We start from the raw sequence: 24074 nt of genomic DNA on the forward strand, positions 1-24074 counted from the left end.
TGAAATCACTCTCCCTCGGGGGCGGCGAAACCCGCACCCTTGCCCTCGGCCTGCTTGCCGAGGTCCAGTCTCACGGTGGGCCCCAGGGCCCGCATGCGCTCGCGGATGTGTGCGGCGCGCACCCGGCCTTCGAGGCGCTCGGCGTCGACGAGGTAGGACCCCGTCACGATGGTCTTCCTCTCGTCCTCGCGGGCACGCGCCTCAAGTGCTGCGGCGGCCTGCGGCTCCTGCGCCAGAACGGCGTCGTCGATCACTTCGCTCCACTCACCCCCGCGGGTGAGGAACACGGCGATGCCGTCGCGCAGGCGGTTGGCGGTAACGAGTTGGCCCTTTTCTGGCGTGCTCATGATGCGGCTCTCAGGATCTCTTCACGAATGTCCTCGCGGACGGGGAATGCGATCACCTCGGCGGGCCTGGGGGCCGGCACCGAGGGAATGGTTTCGAAGGCGATGCCCTCGGCGGCGACCGATACGGTCTCCTCGATCGACACGTCGCCCGACAGGCGCACCACCAGCTTGCCGGCCTTGGCTTCTGCCAGCAGCACGTCGGTGGCCCCGTCATAGAGCTCGCCCTTCACCGGCACGCGCACCGCGTCGCGGCGGGCGAGTTCGAGGATGGCTTTCGGAACCGTGCGGTCATGCACGATCACGTCGGCCTCCTGCAGCTTGCGCTGCGCCTTGATGGTGAGGAGTTCCGGGTCCTCCGAGCCAAGGCTCACGAAGCTGACGCGGCCCTGCGCCGTCTGCGTGTCCGCGGCGAAGAGGTTCTCGACGCCCGCGAGGTAGTTGCAGGATTCACCCGCGATGAAGGCTTCGCGCACGTCGCCGAAGAAGAAGCGGTACCAGAAGCCGCGGCGGCGGTTGCCGGGCGGGATGGTTTCGGCCACGCGCTGGCGCAGGGCGGCGGCGGCGCGGGCGAGGTCGCCCAGTGCCTGCGGCAGCATGGCATCGATGCGGGCGCGCAGGCCCTGGCCGAGGATGGGGGCCGTGCCCTCCGTGCCGATGGCCACCACAACGGGGTCGCGGTCGACGATCGAGGGCACGATGAAGGTGGAAATGTCAGGATTGTCGACGGCATTGACCGGAATGCCCAGCGCCTTGGCATCCTCCGCCACCCGCTCGTTCAAGGCAGCGTCAGCCGAATAGACCAGCGCCGCACCCTCGAGCAGGCCCGCGTGATAGCCCCTGGCGATCCAGTTCACCCGCGACTCGGCGGCGAGCTCGTCATGGAGGGCCGGTGCGATGATGTTGATGACCGCACCCGTCTTCAGCAGCAGCCGCACCTTGCGCAGCGCCTCCTCGGTGCCGCCCACCACGGTGACCGGCCTGTCCTGAAGGTCGACGAAGATCGGAAAATAACGCATCTCATCCGCTCCCGCTGCTGCTCGTTCGCTGTTCCAAACGTTCGGTCTTCCGTACGTTCCTTGACTAAAGTCACGATTTCATTTGAAGTTCGGGACGAAAACGCGGTATCAAGGGGCCGGCGGAACACCCATTCATGTGGTTGTTCGTTTTAACGAACAGCAGTTCTAAGTTCAGGACGACGAAATGTCAACGCGCCGCGGCCGGAAAAACGCCCCTTCACAGGACTTTGACCCGACCCCCTCCCTCGGCAAGACCATCCAGCGCCTGCGCAAGGCCTACAACATGTCGCTGGGCGACCTGTCGGAACAGTCGGGCGTTGCCAAGTCGATCATCTCGCAGATCGAGCGGAACGAAACGAATCCAACCCTTTCAACCGTTTACAGGCTGTCGCGGGCGTTGGACACGACCATCGACGAGGTGCTGCGCACCGAGGGTGGCCAGCTCTTCCTCGAGCACCAGTCGAAATCCGGCGTGCCGATCCTCGAGAGCCAGGACGGGTTGTGCCGGCTGGCCATCGCCGGCCCCCTGAACCTCGTCGAGCAGGTGCAGTGGTATGATTTCCGCGCCAAGGCCGGCGGCGTGCTCGAATCCGACCCGCACCCCCAGGGCACGGTCGAGCACCTCTACATGCTGGCCGGCGAGATCGAGGTGACGACCGGCGAGGAAACCCGCCGCGTGAAGCTGGGCGAAACGCTGCGCTTCCGGGGCGACCTGCCGCACAAGATCGTCAATGTGGGCACGGGCGAGGCCCACGCCACCATGGTGCTGGTGCTGCGCCAGCTGGGCGCGGCCGACAACAGCGGCTGAGGAGGGGCAGGCGAGGGCGATGCGCAGGAAGCTCGTTCTCACGCCGGACCTCGTGGCCCTTGTCGAGCGCAAGGTGCCGCAGGACCACCTGCCGCCCGACCCTGACCGCGTGCCGATGACGGAAGCGGACTATGCCGAGGGCGTGTCCCGCATCATCGCGCAGCACGGTCCGGGGGACATCTGGGTCTTCGCCTATGGCTCGCTGCTGTGGAACCCGGGCTTCGATTTCTCCGAACGCCGCACCGCCACGCTCCGGGGCTGGCACCGCGCCTTCTGCATGAAGCTCTCCCGCTTCCGCGGCTCGCCCGAACAGCCGGGGCTGATGCTGGGGCTGGACCATGGCGGCTCCTGCAAGGGCGAGGTCTATCGCATCAGCGAAGCCTCGACCGTCGCCGAACTCGACAAGCTGCTGCGCCGCGAGGTGCCCTACCGCCGTCTCGCCAGCGCCTGGCGCTTCGTCGATGTCGACATCGCGGGCACGAAGCAGAAGGCGCTCACCTTCTATGCCGGCATGCGGCGCGACCGCTTCTACGTCGACCTCCCCATCCATGCCCAGGCCCACATGCTGGCGCGCGCCGCGGGCTTCGGCGGCTCGGGGGCGGCCTATCTCCACTACACCGTCATGAAGCTCGAGGAGCTCGGCATCCATGACAGCTACCTCTGGGAACTGCAGCATCTCGTGGCGGCGGAAATCCGCGCCCTGTCAGGCGCGTGACACGCTGCCGTCCTGGTGCCGCGTGATGCGCCCGGCGAGCGCCAGTTCGAGGAGCAGGGCGGAGAGTGTCGCCGCATCGAGCCCGCTCTCGCGCGCCAGGTCGTCGGTGTCGATCGGGTTGGGCGAAAGCAGCTCCAGCACATGGCGCATGTCGGCGTCGTCGGGTTCGCGCAGCGGCAGCGGCGGAGGGTCCGGCTCGAAGAAGCTCATCTGGCGCGGTCCTTCGCTGCCCAGCGCCTCCAGCACGTCGCGCGCCGACATGAGCAGCGTGGCGCCATCGCGGATCAGCCGGTTGGTGCCTTCGCAGCGCGGGTCCAGCGGCGAGCCGGGAACGGCGAAGACCTCTCGCCCCTGTTCCGACGCGAAGCGCGCGGTGATGAGCGAGCCGGACCGCAGCGCCGCCTCCAACACGATCACGGCCCGCGAGAGGCCCGAGATGATGCGGTTCCGCCGCGGAAAGAAATCCGCCTTGGGCTCGGTGCCGGGCACCTGCTCGGAGACGATCAGGCCCCGCGCGCAAATCGCCGCATGCAGCGCCTCGTTCTCGGGCGGGTAGATCACGTCGAGCCCGCCCGCGACGACGGCGATGGTGCCGGTGGCGAGGGCGGCATCATGCGTCGCGGTATCGATGCCGCGGGCGAGGCCCGAGACGATGACATGGCCCTCCGCGTCGATCTCGCGCGCCAGCTGGCGGGAGAACTTGCGCGCCAGCGCCGAGGCGTTGCGCGCGCCCACGATGGCCACGCAGGTTCTCGACAGGAGATCCGCATCGCCCTTGATGCAGAGGACGGGGGGTGCCGAGTCGGTGGCCCGCAGCAACGGCGGATAGGCGGGTTCGACGCTGCACAGGAAGCGCGCGCCGATCTGCTCCGCATGGGCGAAGGCGCGCTCGGCCGTCTCGCGGCTGAAGATGCGGGGCGGGCGCCTGAGGCCGCCCTTGCGGGTCAGCTCGGGCAGCGCCCTGAGCGCGGCACCGGCTGTGTGGAATCGTTTGATGAGGCTCTTGAAGGTGGTGGGCCCGACATTCTCGCTTCTGGAGAGGATCAGCCAGTTCAGGCGCTCCTCGTCACTGAGCGGGCCCTTGCCCATTCACGCTCCCGTCATGCGGTCTTCGACCTTCCGATGCGGGGTTCCTCGCCCCTCAGCAGGCGCGCGATGTTGGCGCGGTGGGTGACGAAGATCGCCGCACCCATGATCACGGCGGGCAGGATGAGGTCGCCGCGTCCCAGCGCCCAGGCTGCGAAGGGCGACAGGAGGCTCGCCGTGAGTGCCGACAGCGAGGAGATGCGGAACATCAGCGCCATGGCGATCCAGACCGCAAGGAAGGTCACCCCCAGCGGCCAGAACAACCCGAACAGCACGCCGATGCTGGTGGCCACGCCCTTGCCGCCCTTGAAGCCCAGCCACATCGGGAACAGGTGTCCGAAGAAGGCGGCAAGCCCGCCAAGCACGCCGGCCTCCGGCCCATAGAGCCAGCCCATCAGCGCCGCCGGCACGGTGCCCTTCAGGGCATCGAGCAGCAGGGTGAGGGCGGCAACCTTCTTGTTCCCCGTGCGCAGCACGTTGGTGGCGCCGATATTGCCCGAACCGATGGTCCGAATGTCGCCCAGTCCTGCGGCCTTGGTCAGCAGCAGCCCGAAGGGAATGGTGCCGCAGAGATAGCCGAACACCAGCGCGATCGCCATTTCGAGGCCGGAGCCCATCATTCCCCCAAGTCGAATGTCATCCCTCAAGCGTAGGCGAAGACGGTCTCGCCCGCAACGACGGTCTCCACCGCGCGGCCTTCCAGCGTGCGGCGCTCGAAGGGCGAATTCTTGGCGCGCGAGCGCAGCCCGTCCTTCTCGACGGTCCAGGAGAGATGCCTGTCGACCACCGCAAAGTCGGCGGGTGCGCCGGGTGCGAGGCGCCCGGTTTCGAGCCGCAGGATCTCGGCCGGCTTCGACGACATCGCCTCGACGAGGCGGGCGATCGGTACACCGTCATTGTGGTGCAGGCCCAGCGCCGCCGAGAGCATGGTCTCGAGCCCGATCGCCCCATAGGCGGCCTCGGCGAAGGGCAGGCGCTTGGTGTCGGCGCTGTGCGGGTCATGGCCGGAGACGATCACGTCGATGGTGCCGTCGGCCACTGCCTCCACCAGCGTGCGCCGGTCGTCCTCGGCGCGCAGGGGCGGCGAGAGCTTGAAGAAGCTGCGATAGGCACCGATGTCGTTTTCGTTGAGCACCAGATGGTGGATCGAGACGCCGCAGGTGACCGGCAGGCCGCGCGCCTTGGCGGCGCGCATCACCTCGACCGACAGGCGGCTCGAGACCTGCGAGGCATGATAGCGTGCGCCCGTCATCTCCACGAGGCGCAGGTCGCGTTCCAGCATGATGACTTCCGCCATGGCCGGGTTGCCGGACAGGCCGAGGCGGCTCGCCGCCTCGCCGGCATTCATCACGCCGCTCGACAGCGTGGGCTCCTCTACGTGCTGCACGACGAGTTGGTCGAAATCCTTGGCATAGGTCAGCGCCCGGCGGAACACATTGGCATTGGCCACCGCCCTGGTGCCCTCGGTGATCGCCACCGCGCCGGCTTCCTTGAGCAGGCCGATCTCGGTCATCAATTCGCCGCCGAGTCCCTTGGTGATCGCCGCCATGGGGGCAACGCGCACCGAGGCCGTGTCGCGCGCGCGCCTCAGGATGAAGTCGACGATCGCCGCATCATCGATCACCGGCTGGGTGTTGGGCATCACGATCATGGTCGTCACGCCGCCCGCCGCGGCCGCCTCGGACGCGCTGGCCAGGGTCTCGCGGTATTCCATGCCGGGCTCGCCGGTGAAGACGCGCATGTCGATGAGGCCGGGGATGAGGGTAAGGCCGCGGCAGTCCGTCACTGTCGCGGCGCCGACACTTTCCCTGGTCACCTTCGGGCCGACGTCGAGGATCCAGCCATCCTCGATCAGGATGCCGCCCCGGCCGCTCAGCCCCTGGGCCGGTGCCACGATCTCGGCATTCACATAGGCGCGGCGGCGGGTGTTCTGCTTGGCGGGGTTGATCATGCATAGCCTCCGCGGGGAAGGTTGCGGGAGAGCGCGTCCAGCACCGCCATGCGCACGGCGACCCCCATCTCCACCTGTTCGCGGATCACCGACTGCACGCCGTCGGCCACGTCCGAGTCGATCTCGATGCCGCGGTTCATCGGGCCGGGGTGCATCACCATGGCATCGGGCTTCGCCAGTTTCAGCGTGTCGGCATTGAGGCTGTAGAAGCGGTAGTATTCGCGGATCGAGGGCACGAAGGCCCCGGTCATGCGTTCAAGCTGCAGGCGCAGCATCATCACGACGTCGGCCCCCCGGAGGCCGGTCTCCATGCTGCGGTGGACCTCGACGCCGAAATTGGCGATGCCCGAGGGCAGCAGCGTCGAGGGCGCCACGACGCGCACCCGCGCGCCCAGCTTGTTGAGCAGGTGGATGTTGGAGCGCGCCACGCGCGAGTGCAGCACGTCGCCGCAGATCGCCACGGTGAGGCCCTCGAAGCCTTTCTTGTGGCGGCGGATGGTGAGGGCATCGAGCAGCGCCTGCGTAGGGTGCTCGTGCTGGCCGTCCCCGGCATTGATGACGGCGCAGGACACTTTCTGGGCCAGCAGTTCCGCCGCGCCCGAGGACTGGTGGCGCACCACCAGGAAGTCCGGCTGCATGGCGTTGATGGTCATCGCCGTGTCGAGCAGCGTCTCGCCCTTGGAGACCGACGAGGTGGCGACCGCCATGTTCATCACATCCGCACCCAGCCGCTTTCCGGCGATCTCGAAGGAGCTTTGCGTGCGGGTGGAGGCCTCGAAGAACAGGTTCACCTGCGTCCGGCCCTGCAGCACCGGCTGGCGCTTGTCGGTCTGGCGGCTCACCTCGACATAGCGTTCGGCGAGGTCGAGCAGGCTGATGGCTTCGAGGGGGGAGATATCGTCGATCGCCAGCAGGTGCTGGCGCTTGAGGAGCGGCGTGCGGGCTTCGCGTGTCATCAAAGCCGGGTGTGTAAGCGTGTTTTCGGGCCCCGGCAAGCGCCATCTCCGGGCTTTGCACAGGGGGGTTAACGGGCGACCCCGGCCAGCCAGAGGACGAGGGGGATCGTCACCACGGCGGCAATCACCTGCACGGTCAGCATGTTGGCCACCATGGGGGCGTCACCCCCCATCTTGCGGGCCAGCACATAGGCCCCGGACCCCGTCGGGACCGCGCCACACAGCAGGGCCACCGCGAAAGCCTCCCCTTGGACCCCCATCAGCCACAGGGTGAGCGCCATGAGGGCGGGCATGGCGAGGAGCTTGAGGACGACGGCCAGCGCCACCGGCGGCCATTCCCTGACCACCGAGCCCACCCGCAGCCCCGCGCCGACGGTGAGCAGGGCGAGGCCCAGCGCCCCCCGGCCGATCATGTCCAGCACCTGGAGCACCATGGCCGGAAGCTCCAGCCCCGACAGCTGCCAGGCAACGCCGCCCAGCGAGGAGAAGACAAAGGGGTTCCTGAGGATCGACAGCAGCAACTGCCCCGGCGAGACATAGGTCTCATGCGCAAAGCGCGCCATGACGATGACGCAGAGGATGTTGAGGAGCGGCGTCATCGCCGCGGCACTCACCGCGCCCAGCGACAGCGCCTGGGTCCCGAAGGTGAGCGGGATGATGGCGAAGGCGATGAAGGTGTGCCAGCGCGCGGCACCCTGGACGAGCGAAGTGAACTGCGGGCCACTGATGCCCAGCCCGGCCATCAGCGGCCGGTTGAACAGCACGAGGAGGCCGATCATCAGCGAGACCGAAATCGCCATGGCGCCCGCCATCTGCAGCACCGGCACATTCGCGAAATCGGCCGCCGCGATCTCCTTGAAGATGATCACGGGGAAGAGCACGAAATAGCAGACATGGTCGAGTCCCGCCCACTGCTCGGTCGAGATAACCTCCGTCTTCCTCAGGGCAAAGCCGACGAGGATGACGATGAACACCGGCAGCAGCGCAAGGAAGATCGTCGTCATCGCAGCGAGTCGAGTGCCGCCTGCAGGATCCACGCGGCGGCCAGCTTGTCGATCACCTCGTCGCGCTTTGCGCGCGAGGCATCGGCCTGGATCAGCATGCGCTCGACCGCGGCCGTGGACAGCCGCTCGTCCCAGAACACGATGGGGATGGGGGAGAGCCTGCCGAAATTCCGCGCGAAGGAGCGGGTGGACTGGCAGCGCGGCCCTTCCGTTCCATCCATGTTGACGGGAAGCCCCAGCACGATGAGGCCGATGTTCTCCGCTGCCGCAATGGCAATCAGCCGCTCGGCATCCTGCGTGAACTTCCTGCGCGCGATGGTCTCGACCGGCGTGGCGATCATCCGGGTGCGGTCGGAGGTGGCGACCCCGATGGTCTTGGTGCCGAGGTCGAGCCCCATCAGCCGCCGGTCGGCGGGGATCGCGGCGATGGCGTCGGCAAGCCTGATGTCGGTGGTGGCCATGGGAAAGGGTTTAGTCGATTGCGTCCTCGGTGCAAGCTCCCGCGTCCTCTCCTGCGGAGCGGGAGAGGAAGGAGCCCCGACGCAGTCGGGCTAGGTGAGGGGCAACTGGCTCTGACAGACTTGGGCCGGCGTCCCCTCATCTCCCCGTTGCGTTCCCCAACGTGACCCTTCTTCTCCAGCGGACGGCGCGGGAGAGGACGAGTGGGAAATCCCCCGGCCTTGCCAATCCCGTGGCGGCGGAGGATACATCCCCCCACCCACAGGAGTGCCTCGCGATGAAGATCACCTATTTCGGCCATTCGGCCTTCCGCATCGAGACGGGCGGCGCCGTCATCCTCGTCGATCCGTTCTTCACCGGAAACCCGGCAGCGAAGACCACCTGGCAGGAGGCCTCCGGCGGCCTCACCCACCTTCTCCTCACCCATGGCCATGGCGACCACACGGGCGACTCGCTCGAGATCCTCAAGGCCACCGGGGCAACGCTCGTGTCGAATTTCGAGATCTGCTCCTGGCTCAACGCCAAGGGGGTGGAGAACTACAGCCCCGGCAACCATGGCGGGCGGATTTCCTTCGCGGATTTCGACGTGATCTTCACCAACGCCTGGCATTCATCCTCGGACATGGTGGCCGGCCAGCCGGTCTACCTCGGCAACCCGTCGGGCTTCGTCATCGAGCCGCAGAAGGAACACGGCAACACGCTCTACATCGCGGGCGACACGGGCCTCTCCTATGACATGAAGCTGATCAACGAGCTCTATCGTCCGGAGATCGGCATCGTCCCCATCGGCGACCGCTTCACCATGGGCGGCGACCAGGCCGCCTATGCCTGTCGCAACTTCTTCGATTTCAAGGCGGTGATCCCCTGCCATTACGCCTCCTTCAAGGGCTACGTGGCGGACGATGCCTCGAAGTTCCTCACGGCCATGGGCCCCGACGCCGGCAAGGTGCGGGTGATGGCCTCGGGCGAAACGGTGAGCTTCTGATGACCGGGTCGATCGCGCGCCCGGTTGGCCCCGTCGTCGACCCGCTGCCGCCGGGTTCGAAGCCGGACATGCGGCCGCTGCACGGCCGCTGGGTGCTGCTCGAGCCCGTCTCGGCTGAGCGCCACGCCAGGGACCTCTTCGCCTCCTTCGCCGACAGCGACCCCGAGGGCACTGTCTGGACCTATCTCGGTTACGGACCCTGGGCCAGCTTCGAGCAGTTCGAGGCATGGGTGAGGGAGCGCGAGGCCTCGCGCGACCCGTGGTTCTATGCCTTCATCGAGCGCGCCACGGGCCGGGCCGTCGGCATGGGGTCCTTCATGCGGGCAGATGCCCCCAATGGGGTGATCGAGATCGGCCATATCTGGATGTCGCCCGGCCTGCAGCAGACGCGGGAAGCGACCGAGATCATCTTCCTGATGATCCGCCACTGCTTCGATGACCTCGGCGTGCGCCGCCTCGAATGGAAGTGCGACGCGCTCAACGCCCCCTCGCGCAAGGCGGCGGAACGCTTCGGCTTCCAGTTCGAGGGCATTTTCCGCCAGCATCTCATCGTCAAGGGCCGCAACCGGGACACGGCCTGGTTCGCCATGCTGGACAGGGACTGGCCGCGCATCCGGGCTGGCTTCGAACGCTGGCTCAGGCCTGAGAACTTCGATGAAACGGGCCGCCAGAAAGCCAAGTTGCAGGTGGCCTGAGCGGGTGCTATTCCGCCCCCCACGATATCCCAAGGGTTGATTTCATGTCGGTCGATCAGAACACCGTGAAGCGGGTGGCGCGGCTTGCGCGCCTCAAGGTCAAGGACGAGGACGTGCCGCGCCTCGCGGGCGAGCTCAATGCCATCCTCGGTTTCATCGAGCAACTCAACGAGGTCGACGTCGCCAATGTCGAGCCGCTCACCTCGGTCGTCACGATGAAGATGAAGATGCGCCAGGACGAGGTGACCGACGGCCACTACCCGCAGAAGATCGTCGCCAATGCCCCCGCACAGGAAGATGACTTCTTCATGGTGCCGAAGGTGGTCGAGTGAAACGCGACCATCCCCGGGCCTGACCCGGGGATCACGCCGAGTTCAAAAGGATGGCCGGGACAAGCCCGGCCATGATGAGACAGAGACCAGATCGCAATGACCAGCCTCACCGCCCTCACCATCGCCGCCGCCCGCGACGGCCTCAGGAAGAAGCAGTTCTCCGCCCTTGAACTGACCGACGCCTATCTCGCCGCCATGGAAAAGGCGCGCGTGCTCAATGCCTATATCGTCGAGACGCCGGAACAGGCCCGCGCCATGGCGAAGGCGTCTGACGCGAAGCTCGCCGCCGGGCAGAGGGGTGCGCTGGAAGGCATTCCGCTGGGCATCAAGGACCTCTTCGCAACGCAAGGTGTTCACACCCAGGCCTGCAGCCACGTGCTGCATGATTTCAAGCCGCAGTATGAATCGACCGTCACGACCAACCTGTGGCGCGACGGTGCGGTGATGCTGGGCAAGCTCAACATGGACGAGTTCGCCATGGGCTCCTCCAACGAGACGAGCTACTACGGCAACGTCATCAACCCGTGGAAGCGCAAGGATTCCAATGCGGCACTGGTGCCCGGCGGCTCGTCCGGCGGCTCAGCCGCGGCGGTCGCGGCCCACATCTGTGCCGCCGCCACGGCCACCGACACTGGCGGCTCGATCCGCCAGCCTGCCGCCTTCACCGGCACGGTGGGCATCAAGCCGACCTATGGGCGCTGCTCGCGCTGGGGCATCGTCGCCTTCGCCTCCTCGCTCGACCAGGCGGGCCCGATCGCGCGCGACGTACGCGACGCCGCGATCATGCTGAAGTCGATGGCCAGCGTCGACCCGAAGGACACGACCTCGGTGGACATGCCGGTGCCGGATTACGAGGCCGCCATCGGCCGCCCGATCAAGGGCCTGCGCGTCGGCATCCCCAAGGAATACCGTGTCGACGGCATGCCCGCCGAGATCGACGCGCTGTGGCAGAAGGGCGCCGAATGGCTGAAGGCCCAGGGTGCGGAGATCGTCGAGATCTCGCTTCCCCACACCAAATACGCGCTGCCCGCCTACTACATCGTGGCCCCCGCCGAGGCCTCCTCGAACCTGGCGCGCTATGACGGCGTGCGCTACGGCCTGCGCGTGCCGGGCGATGACATCGTCGACATGTACGAGAATTCCCGCGCCGCCGGCTTCGGCCGCGAGGTGCAGCGCCGCATCCTGATCGGCACCTATGTGCTGTCTGCAGGTTACTACGACGCCTATTACGTCCGCGCCCAGAAGGTCCGTACACTGATCAAGCAGGACTTCGACAGGGCCTGGGACAAGGTCGACGTGGTGCTCACCCCCGCAACCCCCAGCCCTGCCTTCGCGCCCGGCGAGATCACCGATCCCGTGCAGATGTACCTGAACGACATCTTCACCGTGACGGTGAACATGGCGGGCCTTCCCGGCATCTCGGTGCCCGCCGGGCTCTCGGCCGACGGCCTGCCATTGGGCCTGCAGCTCATCGGCAAGCCCTTCGGCGAGGAAACGCTGTTCCAGGCGGCCGCGGCCATCGAGCAGGCCGCGGGTGGATATACCGCGCCACAGTGGTGGTAGCGCACACGGCGTTCCCCTATTCGCCAACCCAAACTCATCATGCCCGGGCTCGTCCCGGGCATCCTCTTTAGCGGCCGCAAAAAAAGATGGCCGGGACAAGCCCGGCCATGATGAACGTCAGTGAAATCCCCCTCACTGCGGCTGCGGCACCACGCGCAGATAGGGCTTCAGCGTCTTCCAGCCGCCCGGGAACTTCTCTTTCGCGGCCTCGTCCGAGAGGGACGCCAGGATGATCACGTCCTCGCCCTGCTTCCAGTCAGCCGGTGTCGCCACCGACTTCTGCGCGGTGAGCTGGAGGGAGTCGACCACGCGCACGATTTCGTTGAAGTTGCGGCCCGTGCTCATCGGGTAGGCGACGATGAACTTGATCTTCTTGTCCGGCCCGATGATGAACACGTTGCGCACGGTCGCATTGTCCGCGGCGGTGCGGCCCTTGGCATTGCCCGAGGCATTGGGGTGGATCATGCCGTAGAGCTTGGCGACGGAAAGGTCCTCGTCGCCGATCATCGGATAGTTCACCGTGGCGCCGGTCACGTCCTTGATGTCTTCCTTCCAGCGCTTGTGGTCCTCGACGCTGTCGATCGAGATGCCGATCAGCTTCACGCCGCGCTTGTCGAAATCGTGCTTCATCTTGGCGACCGAGCCCAGCTCGGTCGTGCAGACGGGCGTGAAGTCCTTGGGGTGGGAGAAGAACACCACCCAGGAGCCGTCGATGTAGTCATGGAACTTCAGGCGGCCTTCCGTCGTGTTGGCCTCGAAGTCCGGGGCGAGATCGCCGATTTGCAGTGCCATGTGGGAGCCTCCATCATTGTCTATCGCTCGGGTAGAGTATAGGGCAGGTCGGGTTCTGAATAAAGAACATTGTGTACGGCGTTTCGTTCAACCCGGCTTTGCGGGAATCGCGGAACCTGGGCTAGCTATGGATCACACCGGAGAACCGCCGCCATGAAGTATATCATTGCCTTCCCAGCCCTCGCCATCGTCATCGCGGCCTACCTGCTGATGGCCTCGGGGGGCGACATGATGATCGACGGCGATGCCTATTCGATGACGCTTGCATCAGGGGCGGAGATGACGCTGCGGGGAGGGGACATCTTCGTGATCGCCGGCCTCGTCGCCCTGTTCCTCGAGATGCTGAAGGCGGCCCGGCCCGGGCGCGCGGCGGTCATCGACCACATCCTGTCGGTCGCCACCTTCGTGGTGGCGCTGGTCTGCTTCCTGCTGGTGGACACCGCCGGCACGGCCACCTTCTTCATCCTCACCCTGATGACGCTGGTCGATGTCATCGCCGGTTTCGTCGTCTCGCTGTTCTCGGCGCGGCGCGATTTTGCCATCGAGAGCGACCGGTAGCGCGTTCCGTTCATGTTGCTATTGCAATTTTAAGTATATCCGCTAAGGTTGCAGAACATGCCCAAAAAGGGGCGCATGAGCATGCAACTCTGGGGGATGTCGAATGCGCGGACTTTCCGTTTGGCTTGGCCTTCTGTGTTCGGCATTGCTGGCCTTGGCACCCATCCGCCCCGCCACTGCGCAGGAGGCGACAGGTCCCATTGCGGTGATGGGCCATGGCGCATTCCTCGACAAGGCCGGCAACCAGATCATACCCACCGCGAGTTTCGTCACCAGCGCGATCGCCTGGTACATCAATGATGCCTATGGCCGCGTGCCGCTGGAAAAGCGCACCGTCTTCGACCGCCAGCTCGCCGCCGCCCGCCGCGACCGCGCGCTTTCCGCCAACCAGCGCCTGATGCTCGACCTGCGTGCGGCCGACTGGCTCTATGCCAATGCCAAGCCCGCGCCTTCGGATGAGCGCAACCGCCGCGGCCTCAACGGCCTTGCCTATGTCCTGCGCTTCGACCTGCCGAAGACGGCAACCCCCGGCACCCCCGTTTATGGCAGGCCCATCGATCTCGGCGCGGATTTCGAAACCTATCTGCAGCGCTATGGCTTCGGCACCGCCGTCACGCTCGCGCCGCGCTCGCCCACCACCAATTCGGGTCTCGCCTACATTAATGAGTGCCGCAGCCACGGCGTGCCCATTCCGCCGCCCATCGGCGACCCGCGCTGGGTGAGCCAGGGCTTCATTCCAACCGACCAGCTCTTCCTGTTCAACAGCAGCGTCGAGGTGATGACCTATGTCAGCACCAGTCCGGAAGGCATGTGCATCGCGCTGCCGCGCTCCGACGACACCAACCCGGCAGATGGCGTGACCGTGGGACTCGATGGCGTGATCTGCCTCGGCAAACGCGCCTCGCCCATCACCGGCAAGTCGACGACCTGCTTCTGGGACAACCAGATGGGCGGACGGTCCTTCCCCTTCCAGAAGGGTACGCGCATTCCCATCGGCTTCAATGATCCGGCGCAGGTGAGCCCCAACCCCTCCGGCAATTTCATGAGCGGCGGGGCGCAGCTCACCAGCCCGCTTGCGGGCATGTGCACCGACTGCCACGCCGGGCAGAACCCCTTCATCGTCCATCCGCGCAACCCCGTGCCGCCGCGGGCTTTCGGCCAGCCGCAATTCCCCTCGGCCGAGACGGTGCTGGGCAAGCTCGGCAAGCCGCCCTTCAACATGCCGATGTTCGGCGACACCTGGTATGACCCGATCGTGCTGGCCTCCTGGCCGCAGAACACAAAGCGGCTGAACGATGCCTATCTGCCGAATGCCTGTGCCGGTTGCCATGCCGCGGGCGGCACGGGCGGCCAGCTGCCGCATCTCTCGACAGAACTTCCCGGCTATTGCAACCGCGTGCTGCGCCAGGCCATCCAGGTGGGTGTCCCGCATTCCATGCCGCAGGGCACGCCGGGCAGTGCCGCAGGCGACGCGGACGTGAAGGCCATTGCCGACATCACCCCGACAACCGCCAATCCCACCCCCTTCTGCGGCATTGGCCCGACGGCGGGCCCGTCGGACCGTGGCGACCCCCACATCGTCACCACCAATGGGATCGCCTATGATTTCCAGGCGGCGGGCGAATTCGTGGCGCTGCGCGACCAGGACGGAAGTTTCGAACTGCAGACGCGGCAGAGCCCGGTGCTGACCAATTTCATCCCGGGGCCTGACCGCTACCACGGCATCGCCAGCTGCGTGAGCCTCAACACCGCGGTCGCGCTGAAACTCGGCAGGCAGCGAGTCACCTACCAGCAGACAGGCGTCGCCGGAAAGGAACAACGCGTGCAATTGCGCATCGACGGCCGCGCCACCACGCTCGAGAGCGGGCGCCTGGACCTCGGCAATGGCAATGCCATCACTGCCAATGGCGGTGGCAGCCTCACCTTCGCGGCGGCCGATGGTACGCGCGTCATCGCCACGCCCCGTTACTGGGACTCGCAGGGCTATTGGTACATCGACGTCGAGGTTCTGGGCACCTCGGCGCGTGCCGGCATCATGGGCCACGTGGCCGGCGGCGAGTGGCTGCCGCGCGGCGGGGGCAGGGAGAATTTCGGCGCCATGCCCGCTACGCTGGCGGATCGCTTCGCGGTGCTCTACGGCAAGTTCGCCCGGACCTGGCGGGTGACCGACAAGACCAGCCTGTTCGACTATGCAGCCGGCCAGACCGCGAAGAGCTTCGTAGACCCCGACTGGCCTGCCACCAACAACAGGTGCCAGGTCAGTGCACTGGGCGGCGCGCCGCTGGTGAAGGAGCCGGCGTCGCTGGAAATCGCCAAGCAGGCCTGCGCCGGCGTTCCGGACAAGCAGGCACGCGAGCAGTGCATCTTCGACGTTCAGGTGCTGGGCGACGTGGGCGCGGTCAAGGCCTATCTCCGCACGCTGGAACTCCGCGCCGCCGTCCAGGCCACGATCCGCTGAGCGTTCAATAAAGGCCGGGGACCAGCCGATAGCGCGTGCGGGCGCAATAGGCCACGTAGTCCGGGTTCTGCCGCAGGATGCGCTCCTCCGCCACCATGCGGTAGAGGAACAGCAGCCAGTGGACGCCGAAGATCAGCGCGTTCCACAGCAGCGGGCCCGCCAGCAGCAGACCGGCCTCCACGATCATGTAGCCCAGATACATCGGGTGCCGCACGAAGCGGTAGATGCCGCCGGACTTGATGCCGCGGTCGGCCGGGATGACGCCGAAGCTCCGCCGCAGCGACAGCTTGGCGCTGATGTGCACCAGCAGGCCCAGCACCATCAGTGCCGTGCACAGCACGGAGGGAATGACGCTCTGCCCGGAGCTCGGAATGGCCAGCATGGGGATCACCGTGCCGGCGGTGGCCATGATGAAGTCGAGCGGCCGTTCCGTCACCAGCACCGCGCGGCGGCGGAACAGCAGGAAACCAAGGATGATGGTCTGGTCGAAGAGGTAGAGCGCATTGGCCGCACTGGGCCTGGTGAGCAGCGCCTGCGAGAACTTCAGGAACACCAGCGTGTAGAACAGCACGAAGACGAGCGTTTCGAGATGCCCGAGAATGACCCGCCTTCGCTCTGCCTGATCCATGGGTCGTGCTAGGCCTTGATGCGCTCGCCCTTCGGGTCATAGAAGGCCTGGAACTGGACCTTCGCCGGGTAGCGCTTCCAGGCCAGTTCCACCTCCCAGCTGCCGCTGTCGACCCAGTCCTTGGTCACGCCGTCCTTGTTGTGGACATAGCCAAGCCCCAGCGACAGGTTCACCCGGTGGCCCCAGGCGCCCGAGGTGGTGGAGCCGACGATCACGCCGTTCCGGTAGATCGGCTCCTCGTGATAGATCATCGGGGCCTTCTCGGAATTGTCCTCCAGCGCCAGGCAGACGAAGCGCTTGGGCAGCACGGGCAGGGCCTTCTGCGCCAGCAGCGCCTCGCGGCCGATGAAGCCGCCCGACTTGTCCCAGGCCACCGCGAAGCCGAGGCCCGCTTCCAGCGGCGTGTCCTCGTCCGCGATGTCATGGCCCCAGTGGCGATAGGCCTTCTCGGTGCGGCAGTTGTTCATGGTGTGCATGCCGGCGGGCGTGAGGCCGAAGTCCTTGCCGGCCTCCTGCAGCACTTCGAAGACATGCGCGGTGAATTCGGTGGGGATGTAGAGCTCCCAGCCGAGCTCGCCCACATAGGTGATGCGGCTCGCCCGCACGCGGGCATAGCCGATTTCGAGCTCCTTCGACGTGCCGAAGGGGAAGGCGGCATTGGAGAGGTCCGCCCCCGACACCTTCTCCAGCAGGGCGCGGGACTTCGGCCCCATCACCGCGATCATCGGAAGGCCGGACGTGATGTCGGTCGCCACGCAATGCGCATCCGCCGGCGTGTGGCGCTTGAGCCATGCCATGTCGCGCGTCTGCGGGGCCGCACCGGTGACCACGAGGAACCTGTTTTCCTCCAGCCGCGTGACGGTCAGGTCCGCCTCGATGCCGCCGCGCTCGTTCAGCCACTGGGTATAGACGATCTTTCCCGGCTCCACGTCGACGTTGGCGGCGGAGACGCGGTTCAGCACCTTCATGGCATCGCGGCCCTCGACCGAATACTTGGCGAAGCTCGACTGGTCGAAGAAGGCGCAGTTGGCCATCAGTTGCTTGGCTTCGTAATCCGCGCAGGGGAACCAGTTCTGGCGGCCGTAGGAGTACTCGTACTCGGGCTTCACGCCCCCGCGCGCATACCAGTTGGGCCGCTCCCAGCCATTCACCTCGCCGAAGACGGCGCCCAGTTCCTTCTCGTAATGATAGAGCGGCGAGCGCCTCACGCCGCGCGCCGTCTCCGCCTGCCGGTAGGGCCAGTGCATGGCGTAGAGAAGCCCGAGCGACTCCGACACGCGCTCGCGCACATAGTTCTTCACCGACTGGAAGGGGTGGATGCGGCGGATGTCCATGCCGGTCACATCCATCGGCGGGTGGCCGTTCTTGATCCACTTGGAGAGGACGAGGCCGGCACCGCCCGAGGACTGGATGCCGATCGAGTTGAAGCCAGCCGCCACATAGACGTTCTTCACCTCCGGCGCCTCGCCGAGATAGTACTTCACGTCCGGCGTGAAGCTCTCGGGGCCGTTGAAGAACAGCTGGATGCCCGCCGTCTCGAGCAGCGGAACGCGGTTGATGGCGTTGGCGAGGATGGGCTCGAAATGATCCATGTCCTCTGGCAGCGTCACGAAGGCGTGTTCCTCGTCGATGCCGCCGCCGCCCCAGGGCTTGGCCTTGGGCTCGAAGGCACCGACCATCAGCTTGCCGGCGTCTTCCTTGTAATAGGTGCATTCATCCGGCACGCGCACCACCGGCATGTTGCGGGGGAGTTCCGCAATGGGCTCCGACACGATGTAGAAATGCTCGCAGGCATGGAGCGGGATGTTGACGCCGATCGAGCGGCCGAGGTCGCGCGACCACATGCCGGACGCCACCACAACCGTGTCCGCCAGGATCGTGCCGTCGGTCGTCTCCACGCCATAGGCCGCGCCATCCCTGGTGAGGATGCGGGTGACCTTCACGTTCTCCAGCACCTTGGCGCCCCGCGAGCGTGCGCCCTGTGCCAGAGCCTGGGTCACGTCAATCGGGTTCACCTGTCCGTCCTTGGGCAGGAACACGCCGCCCTTGACGTTCTCCATGTTGTAATGCGGCAGCCGCTCGTGGATCTCGCCCGTCGAGATCACCTGCACGTCGAGGCCGAAGTTCTTGGCCATCGAGGCGCCGCGGATCAGCTCCTCGAGGCGGCCGTCGGTCAAGGCCACCGAGATCGAACCGTTCTGCTTGAAGCCGGTCGCCTGGCCCGTCTCCTTCTCCAGCCCCTCGAACAGCGTCGTCGTGTACTTGGCGAGTTCGGTGAGATTGCGGGTCGCGCGCAGCTGGCCCACGAGCCCCGCCGCATGCCAGGTGGTGCCCGACGTCAGCTGCTTGCGCTCCAGCAGCACCACGTCGGTGATCCCCTCCTTGGTGAGGTGATAGGCGATCGAACAACCGACGATGCCGCCGCCGATGATGACGACGTCGGCGCGGGCGGGCAGGGACTTGGACATGGCGAGGAAGACTCCGGATCAGGTGGTGAATTCTTCTAACAGCCACCGGGGTGCAACCGGAAGCGCCAAACCGCCTCACGGGCGTGGGCCAGTGCCTCACCAAGCGCGGGGCAGGCAGCGGCGGATTCCCGGTCTGCGTGCTGCATTCCACCCGCAGCGGGGTGTAGGATGGCCGCTTTCCACGAAGCCACGCGAAAGGGAGGATTGCCATGTCCGCTTACAATGTCGTGCGTTTCAGGGTGAAGCCGGGGATGCAGAAGGCCTTCGAGGATGCCCACCGGGTGGAACCCGGTTTCAAGGGTTTCCACGGCGGCGCGCTGGTCCGGACGGGGGAGGAGACCTACTGCTTCGTCGGCTGCTGGGAGAGTTTCGAGCGGATCGCCGCCGCCCGCCACCAGATGATCGGCATGCTGGACAGCTTCCGGCCCATGCTGCAGGACCTCGGCAACGGCCTCGGCGTCACCGACCCGGTGTCGGGCGATGCGGTGGTCGAGTTCGCCGCCAGCCCGGCCTGAAGGTCCGGTCCAGCGGCCAAATTCCTTTGCAGGGGGAATCCGTTTGGACTAAATCCGTTCGAAACAACGAACGGATCGTTCCATGCATCAGGGTGACATTTCCCCGGCCGAGGCCTACCAGCGGCTCCAGAACAACCCGGCCGCCGTGCTCATCGACGTGCGCACCCAGCCCGAATGGGTGTTCGTCGGCGTGCCCGCTGTGGAGCGCCTGATCCGCCTGTCCTGGCAGGTGTTTCCGTCGATGCAGGTCAACGGCAATTTCGTCGCCGAGGTGGAGCAGATGGGGCTTCCCAAGGACGCCGAGATCCTGTGCATCTGCCGCTCCGGCGCCCGCTCGGCCTCCGCCGCCTCGGCGCTGACACAGGCGGGCTATTCCAATGCCTGGAACGTGGCCGAGGGCTTCGAGGGCGACAAGGACGGGTCCGGCCATCGCGGCAAGCTGGGCGGCTGGAAGGCTGCAGGCCTGCCCTGGGTCCAGAGCTAGAAAGACGGAACCGATGAAGAAGCACAAGTCCGATCCGAAGAGCTGGGGCGATGCCACCAAGCTGGTGCGCGGCGGGTTGCATCGCACCGAGCATGGCGAAACCTCGGAGGCCCTCTTCCTCAATTCGGGCTTCGTCTATGATGAGCCGGAAACCGCCGAGCGCCGCTTCGCGGGCGAGGATGACGGCTATGTCTATGGCCGCTACGGCAACCCCACCGTCTCGATGTTCGAGGACCGCCTCGCGCTGCTCGAAGGGGCGGAAGCCTGCTATGCGCTCGCCTCGGGCATGTCGGCCGTCTTCGGCGCGCTGGCCTGCCAGCTGAAGGCCGGCGATCACCTCGTGGCGTCGAAGGCGCTGTTCGGCTCCTGCTACCAGATCGTCACGGCGATCCTGCCCCGCTTCGGCATCAGGACCACGCTGGTGGACGGCAAGGACCTCGCCGCCTGGAAGGAGGCGATCACCTCCGAAACCAAGTGCGTCTTCCTCGAGACGCCCTCCAACCCGACGCTGGAGACCATCGACCTCGAGGCCGTCTGTGCCATTGCCAAGGCGAAGGGTGCCAATGTCGTCGTCGACAACATCTTCGCCACGCCCATCCTGCAGCGCCCGCTCAACTACGGTGCGGACGTCATCGTCTATTCCGGCACGAAGCACATGGACGGGCAGGGCCGGGTTCTGGGCGGCGCCATCATGTCGACCAAGACGTTCAAGGAAGAGCTGCTGAAGCCCTTCCTGCGCCACACTGGCCCGTCGATCTCGCCCTTCAATGCCTGGGTGCTGCTGAAGGGCCTCGAGACGCTCAAGCTCCGGGTCGAGGCGCAGAGCCATTCGGCCCGCAAGGTGGCGGAAGCGCTCGAAGGCATGAAGGGTGTGGCCCGCGTGCTTTACCCGCATCTCGACTCGCATCCGCAAGTGGCCCTCTGCCGCAAGCAGATGAAGCTCGGCGGCACCATGGTCACCTTCGAGGTCGAGGGCGGCAAGCAGAAGGCCTTCGACCTGTTGCGGCATCTGGGCATCATCGACATTTCGAACAACCTGGGCGACGCCAAGTCGCTGATGACGCATCCGGCCTCGACGACCCACCGCAACATCGGTGCGGAGGCCCGCGCCATGATGGGCATCACCGACGGCATGGTGCGCCTGTCGGTCGGGCTCGAGGACACGGATGACCTGATCGGCGACCTGAGGCAGGCGCTGGCGGCCTAAGGCCTCAACCCCTCCCTGCGCGTCCGGCGGTCATTGACTCCCCAGGCCCGCCTAAATAGCCTTCAACTTATGTTGGAGCTTTGCCATGCCGCGCCGCACAGGGATGATCCTGGTCCTGTTCTCCGTCCTCTGGTCGGCCGCCGCCATGGCCGCTGACACCGTGCCCCTGCCGGACACCATCTCGCCACAGGCGAAAGCCGTGATCGCGTTCCTGCAGTCGGCGGGTCTCAAGCAGCTGAAGGCGCCGGCCCCCGATGATCTCGCCGGGTGGAAAGCGCTCCACGCGGCGCAGGAGAAGGCGCTGGAGGAGCCGAACAGGGCCGTGCTCGGCGCACTCGGGGCCACGGTCGCCGAGGCCAGCATCGGCGGTGTTCCCGTCCTCGACATAAGGCCCCGCGGCTGGAGCGACGATGGCCGCGTGATCGTCTACATCCACGGTGGCGGCTTCACCCTGTTCAGCGCGCGCTCCATGGCAGGTCTCGCGGCGCTGGTGGGCAATGCGGCCGGCATGCGGGTCATTTCCATCGACTATACCAACCCGCCCGCCGCCACATGGGACACGGTGCAGGCGCAGGTGGACGCGGTGCTGAAGGGGCTGGTTGCCAGCGGCACGCCGCTCACCCGCATCGCCGTCTTCGGCGACTCCGCCGGCGGCAACCTGGCCATCCGCACCGTGCTGAACCTGCGCGATGCCGGGGCCGGAATGCCGGCGGCCGTTCTGCTGTTCTCGCCATGGGCCGACCTCACCGACTCCGGCGACACGGCGATCACGCTGCCGGATGCGGACCCCACCCTGTCCTATGCAGGCTTCCTCGCCAATTCGGCGCGCGCCTATGCCGGTGGGCTGGATCTGAAGGACCCCCGAGTCTCGCCGCTCCATGCCGATTTCGGCAAGGGCTTTCCGCCCACGCTCATCCAGGACGGCACCCGCACCATCCTGCTCTCGGCGAGTGTCCGCACCTACCGCGCACTCAAGGCGGCGAAGCTGGACGCGACGATCGACCTCTATGAAGGCATGTGGCACGTCTTCCAGGGTGCGCCGGCACCCGAAGCGGAAGAGGCGCTCGACAGCGCCGGCACCTTCCTTAAGCAAAGACTTAAATAACGGCCCGGCGCCTTGCCAGCCGGTCTGAAACGAGCAGGTGGACGAGCGCCACCGCGCCGCTGATCCCTGCGGCAATGCCGAGGACCGGCAGCCCCTTCCAGTCCAGCAGCCCCGCGCCGATTGCCGAGCCGATGGCGATGCCGGCATAGATCATCGCCGCATTGAGCGCGAGGGCGAGGGCAGGGGCTGACGGCGCAATGGCCACGAGGCGCGACTGTTGCGGCGGCATGAAGCACCAGGCGAAACAGCTCCAGACCATCACGATGAGGCCGAGGAGCCATGGGTTCCACGGCATCACCGCGAACAGCGGCAGCAGCACCATGTGGGCAAGGCACACCAGCACCAGCGTCCGCAGCGGGCCGAAGCGGTCGCTCAGGTGGCCGCCAATGAAATTGCCGGCCACGGCGCCGAGGCCGAACAGCATGAAGTAGAGCGGCAGCAGGCCTGCCTCGGCTCCCGTCGAGGCCTCGATGATCGGGCCGAAGAAGGTGAAGACGATATAGACCGAGCACATCAGCGTGGCGGTGAAGGTGACGGCCACCATGAGGCGGAGATTGCCCAGCGCGCCGAGGATCGAGGACACGCTGCCGGCGGGCACATGGATGTTGCGCGGAATGGTGCGGACCAGCACCAGCGCACAGAGCGCCGCCAGCACGGCCGTGAGGAAGAATGGCGCATGCCAGCCGAAGCGGTAGGCCAGCCACGCGCCGAGCGGCACGCCCACGACCTGCGCCAGGGTCATGCCGGCAAAGACCTTGGCAAGGGCGCGGCCGCGCTCCTCCGGCGGCGCGACGGCCACCGCCACGCCTGCCGACAACGGCGTGTAGAGTGCAGCCCCGAGCGCCACGATGAGCCGTGACAGCGCCAGCATCGTGAGCGAGGTGGACAGGGCGGAGAGCAGTGTGCCGAGGCAGAACAGCCCCAGCGATCCCGCCAGCACCGTGCGCCGCGGCAGGCTGCCGGTGAGCGCTGCACCGACAGGCGACAGCAGCGCATAGGCGATGGCATAGCTGGTGATCACGATGCCGGCGTCGGCTTTCGTCACATGCAGCGCCTCGGCGATGGGCGAAACGATGCCGATCACCACGAAGACGCCCATGCCGACGACGAAATTTCCCAGCGCCAGCAGCGACAGCAGCGGCGAGGCCTTCGCCTCTTGCGCGGCACGGCTCACGCCAGGGGTGTCAGACGATGGCAAAGGCGACGTCGCGGATCGACGTCTTGGCAAGGCTCGAATGCAGCGCGCATTCCGCCGCCCGCAACGGGCCGGACAGCACCTGGCCAAGCTGTGCCGCGACCGGGCACTGCGAATGCGGATCGGTCTTGTGCATGCGGAAGACGTTCTCATCCTCCACCGCGAAATAGACATCCGCCAGCGTGATCTCGCCCGGGTCCTTGCTGAGTTCGAAGCCACCCGAACGTCCGGCCACGGACTTCACCAGCTGCGCCTTCTCGAGTTCGGTCATCAGCCGGCGGATGACCACCGGATTGGTGTGCACGCTCTCCGCAACCAGCGCCGAGCATACGGGCCCCTTGCCCCTGAAGCGTGCGAGCACGCTCATGGCATGGACGGCGACGACGAAACGGCTGCTGCTCAACATAACGGTAACTCCGAGAGTTACATCGGCACGGTGGCCCCAAAGGTCAAGCGAATAAATCGGGGCAGGGTTGGGGATTGTTAACCGAGTCCCGTCTCCGGAGCGAGGTGTTTCGACACCCGCCTGCCCATTGCGCAGGCAGTGCGGGGCAGGATGAGACAAGAATTCCAGCGTCCTTTCGACAATCAGCGGCGCCCGAAACTGCGGAAGGTGGCGCCATCTGCAGTTGAAATGCCGCTGCAGGGAACAGCGAAGGGAAAGACCCATGCGAACCCCGGCTACCGCCTGCGCACCATCGACTTCATCGCAGCAAATCGACGCAAGGTGACCCTTTGTTAACCGAG

Annotated in this window: 25 protein-coding genes; 12 read left to right on the forward strand and 13 right to left on the reverse strand. The window is 66.4% G+C overall.

The genetic code is table 11. From position 1 onward, the window contains the following. Nucleotides 1–5 precede the first annotated feature (5 nt). Complete coding sequence (locus DK847_RS10730) at nucleotides 6–347, reverse strand: DUF2849 domain-containing protein (protein ID WP_111198495.1); 342 nt, start codon at nucleotides 345–347, stop codon at nucleotides 6–8. Continuing rightward, nucleotides 344–1363: an NAD(P)-dependent oxidoreductase gene (locus DK847_RS10735; RefSeq protein WP_111198497.1), complete on the reverse strand. Its 1020-nt coding sequence runs from the start codon at nucleotides 1361–1363 to the stop codon at nucleotides 344–346. The genes DK847_RS10730 and DK847_RS10735 overlap by 4 nt, the downstream gene beginning before the upstream one ends. Nucleotides 1364–1547: 184 nt before the next feature. Between DK847_RS10735 and DK847_RS10740 the strand changes: the two genes are divergently transcribed. Further along, on the forward strand, nucleotides 1548–2171 hold the full coding sequence (locus tag DK847_RS10740; RefSeq protein WP_111198498.1) for a helix-turn-helix domain-containing protein: 624 nt from the start codon (nucleotides 1548–1550) through the stop codon (nucleotides 2169–2171). A gap of 19 nt (nucleotides 2172–2190) precedes the next feature. Continuing rightward, nucleotides 2191–2886 (forward strand): gamma-glutamylcyclotransferase, encoded by a 696-nt coding sequence (locus DK847_RS10745; protein ID WP_161957230.1) that lies wholly within the window; start codon nucleotides 2191–2193, stop codon nucleotides 2884–2886. On the opposite strand, the gene dprA is transcribed toward DK847_RS10745, so the two are convergent. The 6 genes from dprA to ruvX all read right to left on the reverse strand — a co-directional run bounded on the left by dprA (nucleotide 2875) and on the right by ruvX (nucleotide 8344). Continuing rightward, on the reverse strand, nucleotides 2875–3975 hold the full coding sequence (gene dprA, locus DK847_RS10750) for a DNA-processing protein DprA (protein ID WP_111198502.1): 1101 nt from the start codon (nucleotides 3973–3975) through the stop codon (nucleotides 2875–2877). The two genes, DK847_RS10745 and dprA, sit on opposite strands and share 12 nt — an antisense overlap. A gap of 11 nt (nucleotides 3976–3986) precedes the next feature. After that, on the reverse strand, nucleotides 3987–4592 hold the full coding sequence (plsY, locus tag DK847_RS10755; protein WP_111198504.1) for a glycerol-3-phosphate 1-O-acyltransferase PlsY: 606 nt from the start codon (nucleotides 4590–4592) through the stop codon (nucleotides 3987–3989). 23 nt (nucleotides 4593–4615) lie between these two features. Further along, on the reverse strand, nucleotides 4616–5923 hold the full coding sequence (gene pyrC, locus DK847_RS10760) for a dihydroorotase (RefSeq protein WP_111198505.1): 1308 nt from the start codon (nucleotides 5921–5923) through the stop codon (nucleotides 4616–4618). Then, complete coding sequence (locus tag DK847_RS10765; protein ID WP_111198507.1) at nucleotides 5920–6879, reverse strand: aspartate carbamoyltransferase catalytic subunit; 960 nt, start codon at nucleotides 6877–6879, stop codon at nucleotides 5920–5922. Before DK847_RS10765 ends, pyrC begins: the two co-directional genes overlap by 4 nt. Before the next feature lie 68 nt (nucleotides 6880–6947). Continuing rightward, complete coding sequence (locus DK847_RS10770) at nucleotides 6948–7883, reverse strand: AEC family transporter (protein ID WP_111198509.1); 936 nt, start codon at nucleotides 7881–7883, stop codon at nucleotides 6948–6950. Next, nucleotides 7880–8344, reverse strand: a complete 465-nt coding sequence (gene ruvX / locus DK847_RS10775) for a Holliday junction resolvase RuvX (RefSeq protein ID WP_111198510.1) — start codon at nucleotides 8342–8344, stop codon at nucleotides 7880–7882. Before ruvX ends, DK847_RS10770 begins: the two co-directional genes overlap by 4 nt. Before the next feature lie 275 nt (nucleotides 8345–8619). Here ruvX and DK847_RS10780 point away from each other — a divergent pair, with 275 nt between their 5' ends. The 4 genes from DK847_RS10780 to gatA all read left to right on the forward strand — a co-directional run bounded on the left by DK847_RS10780 (nucleotide 8620) and on the right by gatA (nucleotide 11917). Beyond that, entirely contained in the window at nucleotides 8620–9327 is a 708-nt protein-coding gene (locus DK847_RS10780; RefSeq protein ID WP_111198512.1) for a metal-dependent hydrolase, read from the forward strand. Beyond that, a complete protein-coding gene (locus DK847_RS10785) occupies nucleotides 9327–10022 on the forward strand; it encodes a GNAT family N-acetyltransferase (protein WP_111198513.1) in 696 nt (231 codons plus the stop codon). Before DK847_RS10780 ends, DK847_RS10785 begins: the two co-directional genes overlap by 1 nt. A gap of 44 nt (nucleotides 10023–10066) precedes the next feature. Continuing rightward, entirely contained in the window at nucleotides 10067–10354 is a 288-nt protein-coding gene (gene gatC / locus DK847_RS10790; RefSeq protein WP_111198514.1) for an Asp-tRNA(Asn)/Glu-tRNA(Gln) amidotransferase subunit GatC, read from the forward strand. Between the two features lie 96 nt (nucleotides 10355–10450). Next, on the forward strand, nucleotides 10451–11917 hold the full coding sequence (gene gatA / locus DK847_RS10795; RefSeq protein WP_111198515.1) for an Asp-tRNA(Asn)/Glu-tRNA(Gln) amidotransferase subunit GatA: 1467 nt from the start codon (nucleotides 10451–10453) through the stop codon (nucleotides 11915–11917). Nucleotides 11918–12049: 132 nt separating this feature from the next. Here gatA and DK847_RS10800 read toward each other — a convergent pair whose 3' ends face one another. Continuing rightward, nucleotides 12050–12709 (reverse strand): peroxiredoxin, encoded by a 660-nt coding sequence (locus DK847_RS10800; RefSeq protein WP_111198516.1) that lies wholly within the window; start codon nucleotides 12707–12709, stop codon nucleotides 12050–12052. A gap of 153 nt (nucleotides 12710–12862) precedes the next feature. On the opposite strand from DK847_RS10800, the gene DK847_RS10805 reads away from it, so the two are divergent. Both DK847_RS10805 and DK847_RS10810 read left to right on the forward strand, forming a co-directional pair. After that, a complete protein-coding gene (locus DK847_RS10805; protein WP_111198517.1) occupies nucleotides 12863–13267 on the forward strand; it encodes a hypothetical protein in 405 nt (134 codons plus the stop codon). Between the two features lie 103 nt (nucleotides 13268–13370). Then, complete coding sequence (locus DK847_RS10810) at nucleotides 13371–15725, forward strand: hypothetical protein (protein ID WP_161957231.1); 2355 nt, start codon at nucleotides 13371–13373, stop codon at nucleotides 15723–15725. Nucleotides 15726–15729: 4 nt separating this feature from the next. Here the strand turns inward: DK847_RS10810 and DK847_RS10815 are convergent, their stop codons facing one another. Beyond that, on the reverse strand, nucleotides 15730–16353 hold the full coding sequence (locus DK847_RS10815; RefSeq protein ID WP_111198519.1) for a methyltransferase family protein: 624 nt from the start codon (nucleotides 16351–16353) through the stop codon (nucleotides 15730–15732). An 8-nt stretch (nucleotides 16354–16361) separates the two neighbouring features. Next, nucleotides 16362–18821 (reverse strand): GcvT family protein, encoded by a 2460-nt coding sequence (locus DK847_RS10820; protein WP_111198520.1) that lies wholly within the window; start codon nucleotides 18819–18821, stop codon nucleotides 16362–16364. A 209-nt stretch (nucleotides 18822–19030) separates the two neighbouring features. On the opposite strand from DK847_RS10820, the gene DK847_RS10825 reads away from it, so the two are divergent. The 4 genes from DK847_RS10825 (at nucleotide 19031) to DK847_RS10840 (ending at nucleotide 22132) form a co-directional block, all read left to right on the forward strand. Beyond that, nucleotides 19031–19336, forward strand: a complete 306-nt coding sequence (locus DK847_RS10825) for an antibiotic biosynthesis monooxygenase family protein (RefSeq protein ID WP_111198521.1) — start codon at nucleotides 19031–19033, stop codon at nucleotides 19334–19336. 82 nt (nucleotides 19337–19418) lie between these two features. Then, nucleotides 19419–19820, forward strand: a complete 402-nt coding sequence (locus DK847_RS10830; RefSeq protein WP_111198522.1) for a rhodanese-like domain-containing protein — start codon at nucleotides 19419–19421, stop codon at nucleotides 19818–19820. Between the two features lie 13 nt (nucleotides 19821–19833). Beyond that, nucleotides 19834–21027 (forward strand): O-succinylhomoserine sulfhydrylase, encoded by a 1194-nt coding sequence (metZ, locus tag DK847_RS10835; RefSeq protein ID WP_111198523.1) that lies wholly within the window; start codon nucleotides 19834–19836, stop codon nucleotides 21025–21027. Nucleotides 21028–21112: 85 nt separating this feature from the next. Next, the gene (locus DK847_RS10840; RefSeq protein WP_111198524.1) at nucleotides 21113–22132 is read left to right on the forward strand and encodes an alpha/beta hydrolase; all 1020 of its coding nucleotides are present in this window, start codon (nucleotides 21113–21115) and stop codon (nucleotides 22130–22132) included. Here the strand turns inward: DK847_RS10840 and DK847_RS10845 are convergent. After that, the gene (locus DK847_RS10845) at nucleotides 22125–23306 is read right to left on the reverse strand and encodes an MFS transporter (protein WP_161957232.1); all 1182 of its coding nucleotides are present in this window, start codon (nucleotides 23304–23306) and stop codon (nucleotides 22125–22127) included. The genes DK847_RS10840 and DK847_RS10845 overlap by 8 nt on opposite strands. Nucleotides 23307–23316: 10 nt before the next feature. Further along, nucleotides 23317–23733 (reverse strand): Rrf2 family transcriptional regulator, encoded by a 417-nt coding sequence (locus DK847_RS20610; RefSeq protein ID WP_161957233.1) that lies wholly within the window; start codon nucleotides 23731–23733, stop codon nucleotides 23317–23319. Nucleotides 23734–24074: the final 341 nt, after the last annotated feature.

It is taken from the genome of Aestuariivirga litoralis (assembly GCF_003234965.1).
Taxonomy (GTDB): Bacteria; Pseudomonadota; Alphaproteobacteria; order Rhizobiales; family Aestuariivirgaceae; genus Aestuariivirga; species Aestuariivirga litoralis.